13 protein-coding genes and 1 pseudogene are annotated in these 18,384 nt (G+C 50.8%); 8 read left to right on the forward strand and 6 right to left on the reverse strand.

The genetic code is table 11. The features are described from left to right. Window positions 1–31: 31 nt before the first annotated feature. Both H579_RS24070 and recG read right to left on the reverse strand, forming a co-directional pair. Window positions 32–1,336 (reverse strand): HDOD domain-containing protein, encoded by a 1,305-nt coding sequence (locus H579_RS24070; RefSeq protein ID WP_051227275.1) that lies wholly within the window; start codon window positions 1,334–1,336, stop codon window positions 32–34. Window positions 1,337–1,602: 266 nt separating this feature from the next. After that, window positions 1,603–3,684, reverse strand: a complete 2,082-nt coding sequence (gene recG / locus H579_RS0103455) for an ATP-dependent DNA helicase RecG (protein WP_028299521.1) — start codon at window positions 3,682–3,684, stop codon at window positions 1,603–1,605. 158 nt (window positions 3,685–3,842) lie between these two features. On the opposite strand from recG, the gene H579_RS0103460 reads away from it, so the two are divergent. Further along, window positions 3,843–4,745: an NAD-dependent epimerase/dehydratase family protein gene (locus tag H579_RS0103460; protein WP_028299522.1), complete on the forward strand. Its 903-nt coding sequence runs from the start codon at window positions 3,843–3,845 to the stop codon at window positions 4,743–4,745. Between the two features lie 355 nt (window positions 4,746–5,100). Then, entirely contained in the window at window positions 5,101–6,417 is a 1,317-nt protein-coding gene (locus tag H579_RS0103465; RefSeq protein ID WP_028299523.1) for a methyl-accepting chemotaxis protein, read from the forward strand. A gap of 139 nt (window positions 6,418–6,556) precedes the next feature. Here H579_RS0103465 and H579_RS0103470 read toward each other — a convergent pair whose 3' ends face one another. From H579_RS0103470 to gmk, 4 genes are all read right to left on the reverse strand, one after another. Beyond that, window positions 6,557–6,943: a RidA family protein gene (locus tag H579_RS0103470; protein WP_028299524.1), complete on the reverse strand. Its 387-nt coding sequence runs from the start codon at window positions 6,941–6,943 to the stop codon at window positions 6,557–6,559. A 64-nt stretch (window positions 6,944–7,007) separates the two neighbouring features. Further along, complete coding sequence (spoT, locus tag H579_RS0103475; RefSeq protein ID WP_028299525.1) at window positions 7,008–9,140, reverse strand: bifunctional GTP diphosphokinase/guanosine-3',5'-bis pyrophosphate 3'-pyrophosphohydrolase; 2,133 nt, start codon at window positions 9,138–9,140, stop codon at window positions 7,008–7,010. Between the two features lie 70 nt (window positions 9,141–9,210). Further along, the gene (rpoZ, locus tag H579_RS0103480; RefSeq protein ID WP_028299526.1) at window positions 9,211–9,456 is read right to left on the reverse strand and encodes a DNA-directed RNA polymerase subunit omega; all 246 of its coding nucleotides are present in this window, start codon (window positions 9,454–9,456) and stop codon (window positions 9,211–9,213) included. A gap of 54 nt (window positions 9,457–9,510) precedes the next feature. Continuing rightward, the gene (gmk, locus tag H579_RS0103485; RefSeq protein WP_028299527.1) at window positions 9,511–10,134 is read right to left on the reverse strand and encodes a guanylate kinase; all 624 of its coding nucleotides are present in this window, start codon (window positions 10,132–10,134) and stop codon (window positions 9,511–9,513) included. Between the two features lie 185 nt (window positions 10,135–10,319). Between gmk and H579_RS0103490 the strand changes: the two genes are divergently transcribed. The 6 genes and pseudogenes from H579_RS0103490 (at window position 10,320) to H579_RS0103515 (ending at window position 18,383) form a co-directional block, all read left to right on the forward strand. Next, on the forward strand, window positions 10,320–11,204 hold the full coding sequence (locus tag H579_RS0103490; protein ID WP_028299528.1) for a DMT family transporter: 885 nt from the start codon (window positions 10,320–10,322) through the stop codon (window positions 11,202–11,204). A gap of 152 nt (window positions 11,205–11,356) precedes the next feature. After that, window positions 11,357–11,644 (forward strand): hypothetical protein, encoded by a 288-nt coding sequence (locus tag H579_RS0103495; protein ID WP_028299529.1) that lies wholly within the window; start codon window positions 11,357–11,359, stop codon window positions 11,642–11,644. Between the two features lie 141 nt (window positions 11,645–11,785). Continuing rightward, window positions 11,786–13,255: a DUF3375 domain-containing protein gene (locus tag H579_RS0103500; protein ID WP_028299530.1), complete on the forward strand. Its 1,470-nt coding sequence runs from the start codon at window positions 11,786–11,788 to the stop codon at window positions 13,253–13,255. Window positions 13,256–13,390: 135 nt separating this feature from the next. Beyond that, window positions 13,391–14,065, forward strand: coding sequence for a DUF4194 domain-containing protein (locus H579_RS0103505; RefSeq protein ID WP_245583201.1), 675 nt, complete (start codon window positions 13,391–13,393; stop codon window positions 14,063–14,065). 803 nt (window positions 14,066–14,868) lie between these two features. Further along, window positions 14,869–14,958, forward strand: a pseudogene (locus H579_RS30035) (SEC-C metal-binding domain-containing protein); the annotation flags it as partial. A gap of 29 nt (window positions 14,959–14,987) precedes the next feature. Then, the gene (locus tag H579_RS0103515; RefSeq protein ID WP_245583202.1) at window positions 14,988–18,383 is read left to right on the forward strand and encodes an ATP-binding protein; all 3,396 of its coding nucleotides are present in this window, start codon (window positions 14,988–14,990) and stop codon (window positions 18,381–18,383) included. Window position 18,384 lies beyond the last annotated feature (1 nt).

An 18,384-nucleotide genomic window follows, 5' to 3' on the forward strand; every position in this document is an offset into this window, starting at 1 on the left:
TGTTTTATGTTCTCTGTCGCATTGGCCAGGCTTAACCCTTGCTTGCCTTCTCCAGCATAATCGCCAGGCTACCCAGTTCTTCATTAAAGTCAGAGATATTTTCTACCGCTTCCTGAATTGTTGCGCGATCCAGCCCCAGGCGCTCCAGCAGAGGCTCAGGCAGTTTTCCAACCCTGAGTTCGCCATCCGATTGTACCAACTGGTTGACCATAAACAGCAGGTTGGCGTAGTTGTGATGGAGACCTTCATAAGACGCATTGTGCAGGTGCCTTACCGCACTGCATACTTCTTCCGGTATACCCCAGGAGTGGAACAGGAAGCTGGCGATCTGCTCACGGGTGATGCCAAACAGAAAACGCTCGATATACAGTGCAGGTACATGCGGGTTGGCTTCCTGGTAGCGGCAATAGAGTGAGAAGTAAGGTGGAAATACTTCTGCAATCACCAGATAACCGAAGTTATGCACCAGACCGGACAGATAACACAAACCGGCAAAGGGGCGTTTATCTGCTGGAATCTTCTTAACCAGCTTTTCCATCAGCAGAGCTTTAAGTACCGCTTCGCGCCAGTAGGTGTTATAACCAAACACGCCATCGCTGGGCATTTTCAGGTTTTTACCCAAAGACAGTCCCAATGACAGATTCATGGTCAGGTCAAAACCTAATACCCGGATTACAGCATCTTCGATGGAGCGAATCTGCCCAGGCAGACCGTAGTAAGGGGAGTTAGCCCAGCTAATCACCTGGGAGGCCAGGCTGGGATCAGATTCCACAATATGTGCCAACTCATCGGAATCCGGGTGCTCCTTATTACGCAATTCAATAATGCTATGAGCGCTTAAGGGCAGCGGTGGAATCTCGATATTCTCAGACAGGCGGGTACGAATACGCCTGGAGGTAATGGTTTCAATCGCAGAGCGAATCTCCAACTCATCCTGATCCACTGCCGTCATATTAGGACGGATAGAAACCAGAGGAATACTGAATTGAGCACGGGATACACTGTCCTGTTCGATCAGTTCACTGAACTCCTCTTTACTGAACTCCAGTAGCCACTGAGGGTCGCCGGATTCGGTATAAAGGAAGTCGTTATCAAAGCAGCGTTCATCGACGACCAGATCATAATCCAGAATATCCGGCAAGGCAGGCACCGAACGAATCTTTTTACGTTTTAACAGTGCCTGTTTCGCATCAGGAGAGATAGCACGTTGACCTTCATACTGTTTCATATCCAGCAGACAGTGGGCCGGAAAAGCAAACACACGACGCACTCCATCATTATCTTCCAGGATAGTGGAGCGAACCAGCTGCTTGGCAGTAGCACGGTTGCGGGGCACCAGGCGACTTTTCAGGGGGGGCAGGGAAAGCTTCTGGCTTGACGGCCTGTTGGATGCAATCCGCTAATATGGTGATGATTCCCTGGGTCGACATGGTGATCTCCGAACAAAAAACTACAGCAAAGTATACCTGACTCAGTGTGATTGTTTGACAGCTGGCCGGTTTTTGGAAGATGTATTTTTTAGATTTTTCCTGAAAATGTAAATTTTTTTTGCTATTCAGCTGCTTATCAATGTTTTTTACGAAAAATACTAGCGCAATCTGACTACACCTGAGCGTACTGTTCCGCGCCACTTAACCAGCGTTGTACGATGGGCTCGATATGATCCGGGTGCTGTTGCAGTAGCTGTTTAGCGGCCTGATTAACAGTATCCAGCAGGTACTGATCCCTCGCCAGATCGGCAATCTTCATCTGAGCCAGACCGGTTTGACGTGTTCCCAGCACTTCACCGGGACCGCGCAGCTCCAGATCCTTTTCGGCGATCTTAAAACCGTCCTGAGTGTCGCGCATGACCGCTATTCTGGCTTTACCATTATAGGACAGAGGTGTGTGATACATCAGCACGCAATAGCTTTGCTGGCTACCCCGGCCCACGCGCCCACGCAGCTGGTGCAATTGCGACAGGCCCAGACGCTCCGGGTTTTCGATCACCATCAGGGTGGCGTTGGGTACATCGACACCCACTTCAATGACTGTGGTGGCGACTAACAGTTGCAGCTCATTGGCTTTAAAGCGCGCCATGATCTCGGCTTTTTCCTGAGGTTTCATGCGACCATGGACAAGACCGATATTCAGTCCTTGTAACTGTTCCTGCAGTTCGGCAAAGGTGGTTTCTGCCGCCTGACACTGCAGGGCTTCGGAATCCTCGATCAGGGTACACACCCAGTAGGCCTGTTTACCTTCGCGACAGGCGGCGGCGATACGGGCAACCACCTGCTCACGGCGACTGTCCGCCAGGGCGATGGTTTCAATGGGTGTACGACCGGGCGGCAGTTCATCAATAATTGAGGTATCCAGGTCCGCATAGGCACTCATGGCCAGGGTTCTGGGTATTGGAGTCGCGGTCATGATCAACTGATGGGGATAGGTATCCCCCTGACGGCCTTTTTCCCGTAGGCTCAGGCGCTGATGCACACCAAAGCGGTGTTGTTCATCAACAATAATCAGTCCGAGTTTCTGGAATTGCACCTGTTCCTGGAACAGCGCGTGGGTTCCCACCACCAGAGGAGCGCCTTCGGCAATCTTATCCAGCTGCTGCTGACGGGCTTTGCCCTTCACCTTACCGGCCAGCCAGGCAACCTCCAGCCCCATCGGTTCTAACCACTGTCGGAAGTTATTGAAGTGCTGCTCGGCCAGAATTTCTGTCGGTGCCATGACGGCGACCTGATAACCTGAACCGATCGCTTTCAGGGCGGTCATGGCGGCAACCAGGGTTTTACCGGCACCCACATCGCCCTGAACCAGACGCAGCATAGGGCTGTTTGTGGTCATATCCTGATGGATCTCGTGCACCACCCTGTTTTGTGCTCCGGTGAGCGGGAAAGGCAGTTGAGCAAGCGGTTGTTCACACAGATGCTGGCCGTTATCCATCACGGGTGCCTGATGATGTTTATGCTGCTGGCGCAGTTTTAACAGGCTGAGTTGTTGTGCCAGTAGTTCTTCGATAATCAAGCGGTGCTGACTGGGGTGTTTATATTCCAGCAGCTGTTCTACCTCGGCTTCAGGTGGCGGCTCGTGTAGCAGTTCAAGGGACTGTTTTAACGAGGGCAGATTAGGAAACAGGCTTTGAGGCAGCCAGTCCACAACCTCGGTTCTTTTCAGCTCAGCCAGTGCCAGATTGATTAACTGACGCAGACGGTTCTGTGTCAGGCCCTCTGTGAGCGGGTAGATAGGTGTTAGATGATCATCCAGTTCCGGTGGTTGCTCGGCACTGACCAGTTTGTATTCCGGGTGATACAGCTCCAGACCACTGGCTCCGGGGCGTGCCTCGCCATAGCAGCGCACCAGAGTGCCTTTTTTAAACTGCTTTTGCTGAGCGGCATTAAAGTGAAAAAAGCGTAGTGTGATGCTGCCGGTGCCATCTTGCAGGCGCACAATCAGTGCCCGGCGCTTGCCTTTTACCACGTCGGATAAGGCCACCTGACCGACAAGCACTACTTCATCGCCGCGACGGGCCGCGCCCATAGGGGTGACCCGGGTACGGTCCTGGTAACGTAAAGGCAGATGAAAGAGCAGATCTTCAATGGTAAAGATACGTAATTTGGCCAGTTTTTCGGCCAGTGCTGCGCCGACGCCTTTCAGTTCTGTCACCGGTTTTTGTAAACGATCCGAGGTCAGTGCTGGCATAAAGTATCCGTAGCTTTTGCGTGTCCGTTGTGGTTAATTGATATTCAACATATTGAGGGTGTCAGTCCAATCAACGTGCTGATTCAATTGTGCATTTTTCGATCTGAATAAGTATACAGTGATTTTAGATAATAGAGATTACCGGGGAGAGAGGAAAGATGGAGGCTCAGGAGATTTTAATTGTCGGCTGTGGTGATATCGGCAGCCGAACCGCTCAGGGATTGTTGGCAAAAGGGCATACGGTTTACGGTGCCCGGCGTAATGTGGGTGAGCTCCCTGACGGTATTAAGCCTGTGGTGTTGGATGTGGCTGATGCAGAATCCTGGCAATCATTGACGCTGAAACCGGACTTTATTGTTTACTCTGTCGCTGCCGGTGGTTTTGATGAGGCCGCGTATCAGGCTGCGTACGCCGAAGGCGTGGCCAATATGCTCACCTGGCTGAAAAATACCAAACAGGCACCCAAGCACATTCTGTTTGTGTCCAGCACCAGTGTCTATGGTCAGGGTGAAGGGGAAGAGGTTGACGAAAGTACAGAACCAAAACCCTCGGGTTTTGCCGGTCGTGTCATGCTACAGGCCGAGCAACGCCTGCAAAAAAGCAAGCTGCCAACGACGGCTGTGCGTTTCTCCGGTATCTATGGTCCGGGCCGGGATATGTTGATCCGTCAGGTACGTCAGGGACGTATGGCACCGGAAATTCCGGTGATGTACTCCAATCGTATCCACAGTGACGATTGCGCCGGTGTATTAAATCACCTGATTCAGTATGCTCTGGAGGGGCATATTTTGGACGAGGTGTATCTGGCCACGGATCAGGCATCTGAGCCCATTTATGAAGTGATGAGCTGGATGGCGGATATTCTGCAGGTGGAAGCAACCGAAACGGTTGAGGCCCCTACCCGCCGTCGTGCTTCCAGTAAGCGTTGCGTCAATAAGCGTCTGCTGGATACCGGTTACACCTTTATCTACCCCAGTTATAAAGAGGGTTATATCGAGGCGCTGAAACGGGTGAAACAAGAGATTGCAGAAGAGAGAGCCCGCGCTAAAATCTATGATTAGCCGCAATATCCCCAGCATTTCATGGGGCCTTAATTGAGCACTAAGGGGCAGATGACTAATTTATTGTTGTCTGCCCTTCCCCTTGTGCCCCCCTTCTTTAGGCTATAATCATCCCTCGCTAATCAAGCGACTTGTTGCTGCAGATATTCAGTCCTTTGTTGTGAATAGATAGGTATGGAAGACCTGTTCAAGCAGAAGAGCCGGGTTAGGTTTACTGTTTTATTCTTCTGAAAACTCTTTCCTGTGTATTGATCTGACTTGAGATTGACCTTGTTGATCCACGGCACAAGTGTCCGTTTAACAGACGGCCCCCACCCGATCCGATAAACGAAAAATTATACAACAGGAATACAAGATGCTGTTTCCTAATCAAAAACTTCAGGCAAAAATCAAGGCTCTGAAAGAAGAGCTGGCCGTATTCAGAGAGGTTCAGCAGGATCTTCAGGAAGAGATGCTGTGCTTTTCCCTTGATAAGAGCGGTCAGTTTCTGAGCGCCAATGAGCGCTTTCTGCAATCATCCGGTTATCGTGATCATGAGCTGGTCGGGCGTCGTTTACGGGATTTTGTCGATACTCAGTCTCTGAATAAAGCCCATTGTCAGAAGATGTTTGATGCGATAAAGGCCGGTCGTCACTGGCATGGTGCGCTGCAATTGGTGACCAAGGCCGGTAAAGAGGCCTGGTATCGTATTATTATTCAGCGCATGAAGTCTGTTGAGCAGGAGCATGAGACACTGATGGTCTATTGCGCCGAGTTGACGCGTACGATCACTCAGTCCCGTGAGCAGCAGGATATGATGGCTGCGTTAAATCGCTCCTCTGCTGTCATCGAGTTTAGTCTGGAAGGGGTCATCCTCAATGCCAACGATAACTTCCAGAAAGGCACGGGTTATAGCCTGAGTCAGATTGTTGGGCAGCATCACCGTATGTTCTGTGATCCGCAGGAAGTGCAATCCCAGCAATATCGTGACTTCTGGCAACGTCTGGCGTCTGGTGAATTCGTATCAGGTCGCTTTAAGCGTTTTGATCGCTCAGGAGATGCGATCTGGCTGGAAGCAAGCTATAACCCCATTCATGATGACACGGGTAAGCTATACAAGGTCGTGAAGTTTGCCACCGTGATCACCGAGCAGATGAACCGGGAAGAGGCGATTTCAAACACTTCAGATATCGCGTATGAGATTTCCCAAAAAACCGATGCTGAGGCGACCACTGGGATGCAGGTGCTGGGTTCTACCATTCAGACCATGAATGAACTGTCAGAGCAGATGCAGGCCGCCAGTAAGGGGGTCTTTGCGTTGGATACGCAATCGATGAAGGTTTCTGATCTGGTCGAAAGTATTCGTGGTATTGCTGATCAGACCAATCTGCTGGCATTAAACGCGGCCATTGAAGCGGCCTGGGCCGGTGAGCAGGGGCGGGGATTTGCAGTGGTTGCTGATGAAGTTCGTCTGTTGGCTTCCAGAACCAGTTCGGCTACCGAGCAGATTATCAATGTGGTAGCGGAAAACAAACAGCTGACGGAGAAGGCGGTGCAACTGATCGAGCAGAGTCTGCTAAAGGTCAATAAGGCACTGGAGCTGTCCAATGAAGCAGGCCAGGTGGTGAATGAGATTCAGGATGGTGCACGGCAGGTGGTGGATGCGATCGGTCAGTTTAAACACAGCCTGTAGCCTGCAATAACCGTTATAGGTCTGGCGTAGCCTACCCCAGAAGCCTTTGTGTTGATGTGATGCAAGGGCAATAAAAAAGGCACCTTTAATCGGTGCCTTTTTTGATCCGTTGGACCAGGTGTGAAATGAGAGAGCAGTCTTAAGACAGCACCACCACACCTTCGATCTCAACCAGAGAGCCTTTCGGCAGTTCGCTGATACCCACCGCAGCGCGGGCCGGGTATGGCTGCTGGAAGTAACGGCTCATCACTTCGTTGATGATTGGAAAGTTGGACAGATCTGTCAGGTAGATGTTCAGCTTCACAATATCAGACAGCTCAGCACCTGACGCTTCTACCACTGCAGAGATATTTTTAAACACCTGATCTGCCTGGGCTTCAAAGCCTCCTTCAACCAGTTCCATGGTTTCTGGAATCAGAGGGATCTGGCCAGACAGGTAAACGGTGTTACCGGCTTTAACGGCTTGTGAGTAAGTACCAATTGCAGCGGGTGCTTTATCCGTATGAATAACAGCTTTATTGCTCATGTTGCTCTCCTACCTATTATTGGGGCCATTACAGTGCGCTAAGACGATTATTTTTGCTTTGACGTTAGCGTCGGGCCCGAACAATACGGTTTACATTATTAAGGGTTTTAATCCGGCGCATCACTTTCGCAAGATGCACACGGTTAGTGATGCCCAGCTCGATATTGACCAGGCTGATACGGGCATCTTTCTCTTCTGTCGTGATCTTTTCAATACTGCCGTCGGCCTCGGTAATCAACGCGGCCAGTGACGCAATAAAGCCTTTTTCATGCTCTGCCTCGACACGCAGTACAACGGTGAAATCTCCGGTGACGCTATCTGTCCAGTCCATCGGGATACAGCGGTTACTGTCATCACGGATATTGGCGATATTGCGGCAGTTTTCCATATGGATAACGATACCGCGACCGCTGCTGATATGGCCGACAACCGGATCACCAGGAATGGGGTGACAACAGCGGGCGTAAGAGGTGACCATGCCTTCGGTGCCACTGATCGCCAGTTTGCTGGTGGACGCGCTTTGTTCTGCATGTGCTGCGCTTTCCTCATGGCCGATTAAGGCACGGGCAACACCAAATGCCATGCGGTTACCCAGGCCGATATCTTCCAGCAGATCGTGTTCGCTTTCGTACTGGAACTCTTTCAACAGCTCCCGTATCTGATGCTTATCAATACTGTCAAACTGCTTGTTGAAGGCATCCAGGGCTTTATTCAGCAGGCGTTTACCCAAGGAGACGGACTCTTCACGCTGCTGATTTTTCAAATAGTGGCGGATGGCACTACGGGCTTTTGCCGTGGCAACAAAGCTCATCCAGGCCAGATTGGGCCGGGCGCTGGGCGAGGTAATAATTTCAACGGACTGACCGCTTTCCAGGTGGGCGCTCAGCGGTGACAGGCGGCGGTTGATACGCGCAGCAACACAGGAGTTGCCCACATCGGTATGTACGGCATAAGCAAAGTCGACGGCAGTCGCGCCTGATGGCAGCTCCATGATGTCGCCTTTTGGTGTGAAGACATAGACCTCATCCGGGAACAGGTCCATCTTCACATGTTCGATAAACTCCAGGGAGTTACCGGCTCTTTGCTGCATCTCCAGCAGGCCCTTCACCCACTGACGGGCGCGGGCATGGCTGGCGCCGGTCATTCCCTGAGCGGCTTCTTTCTGTTCGGATTTGTAGACCCAGTGGGCAGCAATACCATTATTGGCCATCGCTTCCATCTCACGGGTACGGATCTGTACCTCGATAGGAATACCGTTCATACCGATCAAAGAGGTATGCAGAGACTGGTAGCCGTTGGCTTTGGGAATCGCAATATAGTCTTTGAAGCGACCGGGAACCGGCTTATACAGGTTATGAATGGCACCTAAGATGCGGTAACAGGTATCGACCTTATCGGTGATAATACGGAAACCGTACACGTCCATAATTTCAGAGAAGGATTTACGGCGCTCCTTCATCTTGCGGTACAGGCTGAGCAGGTGTTTTTCCCGTCCAATTACCTTACCGTGCAGTTCGTCTGTATCGAGACAGTCCTGCAGTGCGGTCTGAATTTCACGAATCACCTGGCGACGGTTGCCTTTAACACTTTGTACAGCACGTTTCAGGCGCTCGTGGCGCATGGGGTGCATGCCTTCAAAACCCAGCTCTTCCAGCTCAGTGCGTATGGTATTCAGACCTAAACGACTGGCAATCGGGGAGTAGATATCCAGGGTTTCACGGGCGATGCGGCGCTTTTTATCCGGGCGCAGGGCACCCAGGGTGCGCATATTGTGCAGGCGGTCGGCCAGCTTCACCAGAATCACACGGATATCCTTCGCCATGGCCAGGGCCATTTTCTGGAAGTTTTCCGCCTGGGCGAGGGCTTTGTCTTCGAAATGAATCTGTGTCAGTTTGGATACACCGTCGACCAGGTCGGCCACGGTTTCACCAAACTGTTTGGCCAGGGCTTCCTTGCTGACCGGAGTATCTTCAATCACATCATGCAACATGGCTGCCATTAAGCTCTCGGCATCCATGTGCATATTCGCCAAAATAGTGGCGACCGCCAGTGGGTGAGTCACATAGTGCTCACCACTGCGGCGGCGTTGGCCGTCGTGGGCCTGCTCGGCGAAATAGTACGCCCGGCGTACCTGCTGAATCTCTTCAGGTTTCAGATAGCCACGCAGGCGATCGACCAGATCTTCAATCGTCGACACGCTTTACTTACTCCTTTCAGCATGGTGAGTGGAATCAGACCATGAGTTAAACAGTGTCGACATAGGCGAATTACTCCTCTTCGTATCCGCCTTGGTTTTCACGACCGATCGCATTCGAGTCTTTCAGCAGTCTACCTGTGATATGGCCTTCAGCGATTTCACGCAGTGCCATAACCGTTGGCTTATCGTTTTCCCAAGCCAGCAGAGGGTCCTTACCACCCGTGCTCAGTTGATGTGCACGCTTACTGGCGACCATCACCAGTTCAAAGCGGTTTTCTACGTTTTCCAGACAATCTTCTACAGTAACGCGAGCCATTTAGTATCCCCAGATAAATTACAAACCAGCAGAGAATCGTGCAGTTTACTGAATTCAGTGATTCTCTGACAAGAGATCAGCCAGAAGTTTTCCATGTCTGGCCTGCTGATTGGCCAGCTTTTGACGCTGTGCGATGATCACCGAGCGCAACTCTATCAGAGCCTGATCAAATTTATCGTTGATAATGACATAATCATACTCATCAAAATGTGACATTTCGCTGACTGCTTCTGCCATACGACCGGCAATAATCTCGGCAGAATCCTGACCGCGATTATCCAGACGTTGCTGCAGGGCTGCACGAGATGGCGGCAGAATAAAGATACCCACGGCTTCCGGCATCAGGTCACGCACCTGACGGGCACCCTGCCAATCAATTTCCAGAATAATATCAATACCTTGTGATAGCTGCTCTTCCAGCCATAGACGAGACGTGCCGTAGAAGTTGCCAAATACCTCGGCGTGCTCCAGAAACGCATCCTGCGCAATCAGCGCTTTAAAATCATCAACAGAGACAAAGTTGTAGTTCACACCGTCTTCTTCACCGGGGCGGGCCGCGCGGGTGGTATGAGATACAGACACCTTGATGGCATCGGTTTTTTCCAGCAGTGCCGACACCAGACTGGATTTACCGGCACCGGACGGTGCAGAAAGAATATATAACGTACCCTGAGACATGGTTCAGATCCTGATCCTGAAATAAGCGGTTAATTGGCTCCAATTTTATCGACAATTATAGCCTGAGGCGAATTTTGCCCAGGATTTAGCGTATAAAAGCACCGATGAACGCTGTGATAGCGCACTTAATCGCAGAATTGGGTAGAGTAAGCGCTTTAAATCGCCCGCATGCACAGGAGTGTCTCATGCTTCAGTCTCAACCTCCCGCTTTATTAGCCGCCTTCTGGATGTTGGGAGCGCTGGTTTCCTTCGCCACCATGGCCGTGGCCGGGCGAGAGCTATCGGCGGAATACACCACCTTTCAGATCCTGTTTTTCCGCAGTGTCATCGGTGTCTTGATTATTGGTGCTCTGGTCAGTCGCAGCGGTTTTGCCCAGCTGAAAACCCAGCGCCTGAAATCCCATCTGGTACGTAACCTGGCCCACTTTGGCGGTCAATATGGTTGGTTTTACGGTTTGGCTTTTATCTCTCTGGCGGAAGTGATCGCCATCGAATTTACCACCCCGGTTTGGACCGCCTTGTTTGCCTTCTTTCTGTTAGGAGAACGATTGACTAAGGCCCGCATTACCGCGCTGGTGCTGGGCATCTTTGGCTTACTGCTGATTCTACGTCCCGGTGCTGGCGTATTAGAACCGGCGGCCTTAGCGGTACTGGCGGGAGCTGTAGGTTACGCCCTGACCTATATCCAAACCAAATCCCTGACCAGCACAGAAACACCCCTGTGTATTTTGTTCTATATGACCCTGATGCAGATGCCGTTAGGTATGGTGCCTGCATTAATGGATTGGAAAAGCCCCAGCCTGGAGATGATGCCGATGATCATTCTGGTGGGTACCACCGCGCTCAGCGCTCATTACTGTATGACCCGCGCCTTTAAACTGGCGGATGCCACCGTGGTCGTTCCTATGGATTTCCTGCGTTTACCGCTGATTATGGTGGTGGGTTATCTGTTCTATCAAGAAAGTGTGGATTGGTTTGTTCTGGCCGGAGCCCTACTCATGTTGAGCGGTAATCTGGTCAATATCCGCGCCGAGCAGAACAAGCTAAAAGCCATACAGAAAGGTGAATAGTTGGGCTCATTATTTGATCATTACAACTCAATAACCCCTATCGTGTTGTAATAACCGTTCCAGATATGTTGTAGCGACTGTAATGGTCGGTAATATTTTATTTGCTCTTACGGCGCTATATTTGAACCATAGCCAACTGAGAGAGCAAGATTATGAGTATTGCATACAGCCAATTTCTGGAAGATCAGAATCTAGTCAGCCGTCGTGAAGCGGTTCCCTTCCTTTCCTACAAAGGCCAGAAGCATCTGATCGAACAAGTGGCCTTTACTGGCAGAGATTACAAGGTGTATGAGCTGGAAACAGCGATTGAACTCAATGGTCAGCAAGAGCAGTACCTTGCGGTTACCGAGAACTTTGAACTGTTCAGCATTGATGTTTATGCCAATGAAAAAGATTTTCTGACAACCAGCCATGGCCAAGCTTGGGTGGTACTGGGTTAAACCAAAACTCTTATTCTGTTCCAGCGCAGTTCAGTTGGCTGCTGTGTTAGGATATTTCGACGAGCATATTAACAAAACACATCGTGTTTATTATCAAGATGATATGATAGCCACCGACTGTTGCTATCATAGATCCTGATTATGTCCCTTGATTATCAAACCCTGGAATATCTGCGTCAGCATAATCCCGCCTGGCGTTTATTAACCAGCCCTCACGCCCCCTTAATGATCAGCTTTTTCCAGAAGGTGTTTATTGCCAAAAACGCCAGGATCTTGCCGCAGTCCGATCTGGTAGAAACCCTGGAAGATGAGCTGTTTCACCTCAGGGATCTGCTTGGTGATGATAAACTCCCCAAAAGTGCCTTAGAGTACCTCAACGACTGGTCGGCCACAGAGAAAGGTTGGCTGCGCAAGTTCTATCGTCAAGGTACGGATGAGCCGCAATTTGACCTCACGCCTGCGACCGAAAAAGCCATTGCCTGGTTGGAAACCCTGAGTCAAAAAAGCTTTGTCGGTACGGAATCCCGCTTATTGATGCTGTTTGATCTGTTACGCCAGCTGAGTGAGGGTAGCGATGAAGATCCAGAAGTGCGCTTGCAGGAACTGAAAAAGCGCCGTGATGCCATTGATGCCGAGATTGCTCAGGTGTCGATGGGCAATGTGACTCTGCTGGATGATACGGCGATTAAGGATCGTTTTATGCAGTTTAATCAACAGGCGCGGGAACTGCTGTTTGATTTTCGTGAGGTGGAGCAAAACTTTCGTCAGCTGGACCGCAGGGTGCGTGAGCGTATTGCCACCTGGGAGGGCAATAAAGGTCAGCTATTAGTGGAAATTATGGGCGAGCGGGATGCTATTGCGGATTCTGATCAGGGGGCGAGTTTTCGTGCGTTTTGGGACTTTCTGATGTCGCCACAACGGCAGGAGGAGTTTGGTGAGCATCTGGCCAAGGTTTTGGAGTTGCCTGCTATTGATGAACTCAGGCCCGATAAGCGTATCCGCAGAATCCATTACGATTGGCTGGAAGCGGGGGAGTATACCCAGCGCACCGTCGCACAGCTGTCGCAACAGTTACGCCGCTTTCTCGATGATCAGGCCTGGCTGGAGAACCGGCGTATCATGGATATTCTGCACGGTATCGAAGGCAAAACCCTGAAACTGCGGGAGTCTCTGTTCAGCAGTGCCGGACAGGATTTTATGTCGCTGGATGATACCTCGGCCAGTATTGAGTTGCCGATGGAAAGGCCACTGTATCAACCGCCTGTTAAGCCTGTGATCGACAATATTAAGCTGGATGACGGTGATGAAAGCCTGGACTCCAGAGCGCTGTTTGCACAGACCATTGTGGATAAAGCCGCTATCGCACAACATATCCGCCAATCCCTGCAGCAGGAATCCCAGGTTTCTTTGCAGGCCCTGTGCTTGTCCCGGCCACTCAGTCAGGGGCTGGCGGAGCTATTGGCCTATTTAGAACTGGGCGAAGAGGGGCAATCCAGTGAGCGTTTTACTATCCTGATCGATGAAGAGATCGAAGATAGCATCACCTGGCAGCTGGACGGCGAACAGCGTCAGGTGCGCATGCCCAGAGTGCTTTATCTGCGCGGACGCTGATTGGCTGATAACCATTTGATAGCAAACCTTTTTAGTGCTAAACCGGTTCGACGAGCCCTGGGCTTGTTCAATCACCGACAGCCTGGAAACACTGAGTAGCACAATACGTTTTGTCTGGTATATGACACAGCATTTATGGATACCGATAGTCCTATGAATACCGATTCTTCAGCTATATCCCCCTCTTCACAGCCGGTGGCTGATACTCAAGCGGAGTTGAGTGCGCTCTTGGTTCCCCTGTTAAAAGGCATTATCTATCAGGATGCAGCCCCGCAACGTTGGGCTGATCTGCTGAAACTGCAAAACCGGGTACGGGATTATGTTGCGGTACTGGGGTTGGAGCTGGTACTGGATGAGGCGGAAGGGTATGCCTTTTTGCACAGCCGCAGGGAAGAGGCGGATGACACAGAGATGGACGCCAGTGCCAGTCAGGAGGTTCCGAGGCTGATTACCCGGCGTCAGCTCTCTTTCCCTGTCAGCCTGTTACTGGCTCTGTTAAGGAAAAAACTGGCGGAGCTTGACGCCAGCGGTGGTGAAACCCGTTTAATGCTCAGCCGGGATGAGATTGTGGATCTGATGCGCTTATTTATGCCCGACAGCAGCAACGAAGCCAAGTTGGTCGATCAAGTGGATCGCCATATCAATAAAGTGGTGGAGCTGGGCTTTTTGCGCAAACTGAAAACCAGCACCGGCAAACAAATGGATTATGAAGTGCGCCGCATTATTAAAGCCTTTGTCGATGCCCAGTGGTTATCTGAACTGGACCAGAAGTTAGAGCAGTATCGTCAGCAATTACAGGAGAAAAAATAGTGTTTAGTAATCCTAAGATTGAGGCATTAGCTCAGTTAGGCGATGAGTTTATCGTTGCATTTAATATACAGCCCTGGCCTGATTATCTGGAACGCTTCCAGTTTGATCAATCTGACCTACCAGCCTTAACTAGCGTCTTTCTGCAGAGGCTGCAGGAAGATAGTGTGACATATGATTTTGATGACGACGATCCGACGATTTGGTTGCCTAACCATATCTGGCGGGTACTGGGCCAGTTAAAATCCCCAAAAGCCATTGCCCCCTTGATTCAGAGCCTGCCTCTGCTTACTGAGAACGATGATGCCTATGACGAAATACAGGAAGTATTCTGCTTGATAGGCACGGAAGCGATTGCGCCATTAGCCGACTACTTACAAAGCCCCGTTGATTTAGAGGATGAATCTTGTCATGTTTTGGCGGCGCAGGCCTTAAGGGCTCTTGCAGAAAAATATCCTGATACCAGGAATCGTATTCTACTGATTTTTAAACAATATATGGGGTCACCCTGCAATGAAGCCTATATGCTGAATGGCAATATTATTGCCTTCTTATTAGACCTGAAAGCAGTTGAATTAATTGATGATATTCGACAATTTTATCAACGGGGATGTGTTGACTGGAATATCTGCGGTGATTTGGAAGGTGTTGAAATAGACTTGGGACTTAGATCCAAGCGCTCAACACCTAAGCCACGTTATAACCAGTTTATAGCTGGTTTTGAAGATTCTGATCAGGATGATGCGACGTTAGATAAGTTGGATATGCTGATGCAATCCATCGCAGAACCACCTGAACCAGAGGTGCCTTTTGTCAGGGAGCTGACTAAGGTTGGACGTAATGATCCCTGTCCTTGTGGTAGCGGTAAAAAATACAAGAAGTGTTGCGGTAAGTAACCCATAAAGTAATTAAGAGAGTATATCTGGTGTCAGCACAACAGGATCTGGTCGAAAATAACGCCTTTGATTTTACCAATGGCAACAGCCTGAGCGGTTTTCGTTTGAAGCGTCTGGAAGTGCTGAACTGGGGCACCTTCAGTGATCAGGTCTGGTCGTTAAATCTGGATGGCCAAAACGGTCTGTTAACCGGTGATATCGGCTCGGGTAAGTCTACACTGGTGGATGCGGTCACGACTCTGCTGGTGCCTGCCAATAAAGTGGCTTATAACAAGGCGGCAGGTGCTGAGCAGAAAGAACGCTCACTGCGCTCCTATGTGTTGGGGTATTACAAATCTGAACGTAACGATACCAGTGGTAAATCCAAGCCGGTGGCGTTGCGTGATCAAAACAGCTATTCGGTGATTCTGGGCGTCTTCTATAACGAAGGTTACGATCAAACCGTTACCCTGGCCCAGGTGTTCTGGATGAAAGATCTACAGGGGCAGCCGGATCGCTTTTTTGTTGGCGCAGAAAAAACGCTCAGCATTAAAGAGGATTTTGCTCAGTTTGGCAGTGATATCGGTAATCTGCGTAAACGACTGAGAAAGTCCGGTTGTGAGGTGATGGAGCATTTCCCCCAATACGGTGCTTGGTTTCGCCGCCGTTTTGGCATTGAAAATGATCAGGCGATGGATCTGTTCCACCAGACCGTATCCATGAAGTCCGTGGGCAATCTGACGGAGTTTGTCCGGGGACATATGCTGGAGCCTTTCCAGGTTCAACCCCGTATACAGGCGTTGATTGCTCATTTTGATGATCTGAACCGCGCCCATGAATCGGTCTTAAAGGCCCGCCAACAGATCGAATACCTGACGCCGTTAATTGCAGATTGTGATCAGCATCAGTTGAATCATCAGCAGGTAGTGGAGTTGCGCCAGTGTCGGGAGGCGCTGGCCAGTTATTTCTCCGAACAGAAACTGGCGCTGCTGGATGAACGTCTGGGCAGGCTGCAACAGGAACTTATCCGTCAGCAGAACCGTGTGCAACGGTTGAGTGAAGAGAGTGAGCAGCAAAGCTTCCAGCAACAGGAGCTAAAACAGCAGATCGCTGATAATGGCGGTGACCGCATCGAACGCCTGCGCCATGAGATCCAACAGTTGCAGGTCGAGCGTGAACGGCGCTTCGATAAAGCGGAACGTTATCAGAAGCTGTTAACGCCTCTGGATATGGTGGCGGTGGATAACCCTGATGATTTTCTTCAGCAGCAACAAGCGGTGCAACAGCTACAACAAGCGCTGGAAGATCAACAGGCGGAGCAGAGTGATCGACTCAGGGAAAGTGAGTTTGATTTCCTGCGCCGTAAAGAGGAGCACCAGGCGTTAGAGCAAACCCTGTCAGAGCTGAAATCCCGGCAGAGTAATATTGAGCAGCCCCAGATCAGAATCCGCCAGCAACTGTGTCAGGCCCTGGAGTTAGACGAAACTGAGCTGCCGTTTATCGGAGAGCTGCTACAGGTGCGCGAAGAGGATAAAGCCTGGGAAGGGGCGATTCAGCGGCTGATGCGTAACTTTGGTCTGTCGTTGCTGGTACCGGATCAGTATTACGCTCAGGTGGCTCAATGGGTGGATCAAACCCAGCTGAAAGGGCGTTTGGTCTATTACCGGGTACGGGAGCTGCGTCAGCAGGAGATGTCTAACTTACACCCGGATTCTCTGGTGCATAAGCTGGCCATTAAGCCCGACTCGGAGTTCTATGCCTGGCTGGAGCAAGAGCTGGCCCGCCGTTTTGATATCGCCTGCTGTGCCGATCAGGAGCAGTTCCGCCGGGAAAAACGCGCCATGACCCGGCAAGGGCAGCTGAAATCCCCCGGTGGGCGTCACGAAAAAGATGACCGCTTTGCTCTTAATGATCGCAGCCGCTTTGTTTTAGGCTGGAGCAACAAAGACAAAATCGATGCTCTCGCCAGTCAGGTGCGTCAGCTGGAAAGTGCCATGGCAGAACTGGCTCTGGCTATTAGCGCCCTGAAAAAGCAGCAGACAACCCTAAACCAAACCCTGAATGCCATCAGCAGGTTGGAAGAGTATCGCGACTTTCAGGAGCTGAACTGGCAACCTCTGGCTCAGGAAGTGAGTAAGCTGCAAGATGAGTTACAGCAGCTGGAATCCGCTTCCGATCTGCTGCAAACCTTAACCGATCGACTGAAACAGTTAGCCCAGGAGCAGAAGGAAACTGCGGACAAGCTGGACAGTGCTAAATCCGAGCAGGCTAAAACGGAACAGAAGATAGAAGACAGCCAATGGCTGGTGCAGGATATCCAAAGTCAGCTAACCGATGACACGTTACAACTGAGTCAGCCACTGTATCCCCGTTTGGCGGAATTGCAGCAACAGGCGCTGCCGGAACTGAAAGTCAGTGTCGAAAGCTGTGATAAGCGCCAGCAGGAGATGCGGCGTTGGTTGCAGGAGCGGATTGACGAAAAAGATCGGAAAAGCAGCCGCCTGCAGGAGCGTATCGTGCGCAATATGACCGACTATAACAACCGCTATCCTCTGGATACCCAGGAAGTGGATGCAGCGGTTGAAGCGGCGGACGATTACCGTCAGATGCTGGATGCTCTGCAAGCGGATGATCTGCCACGCTTTGAGGCCCGTTTTAAAGCGTTGCTGAATGAAAATACCATCCGTGAGGTGGCTAACTTCCAGTCGCAACTGCACCGGGAACGGGAAACCATCAAGGAACGTATCGCTCAGATTAACGAGTCCCTGATTCAGATCGATTACAACCCCGGCCGGTATATCAAGCTGGAGGCGCAACCGAGCCAGGATGCGGATATTCGTGACTTCCAGACTGAGCTAAAAAGTTGTTTAAGTGGGGTCTACGATAGCGATCAGGACGAACAGTACTCAGAAGCTAAATTCCTGCAGGTCAAACAGATTATTGAGCGTTTCCGGGGCCGGGAAGGTTTAACCGAACAGGACAAACGCTGGACCAATAAAGTCACCGACGTGCGCAGTTGGTTTACCTTTGCCGCCTCGGAACGTTGGAGTGAGGATCATAGCGAACATGAACATTACTCCGACTCCGGCGGTAAGTCCGGTGGTCAAAAAGAGAAGCTCGCCTACACCATTCTGGCGGCGAGTCTGGCGTATCAGTTTGGTCTGGAATGGGGTGAGGTGCGTTCGCGCTCGTTCCGTTTTGTGGTGATTGATGAAGCCTTTGGCCGTGGTTCTGATGAATCCGCCCGTTATGGCTTAAAACTGTTTGAACAGCTTAATCTGCAGCTATTGATCGTTACACCGTTGCAGAAGATCCATATTATCGAACCCCATGTGTCCAGCGTGGGCTTTGTCCATAACGAAGCGGGGCGCGCGTCTCGGGTACGCAACTTAACCATAGAAGCCTATCAGCAGGAAAAAGCTGATTTTGCTGACTCAAATATCTAGA

This window comes from Oceanospirillum beijerinckii DSM 7166 (assembly GCF_000422425.1).
In the GTDB taxonomy this organism is placed as follows: Bacteria; Pseudomonadota; Gammaproteobacteria; order Pseudomonadales; family Halomonadaceae; genus Oceanospirillum; species Oceanospirillum beijerinckii.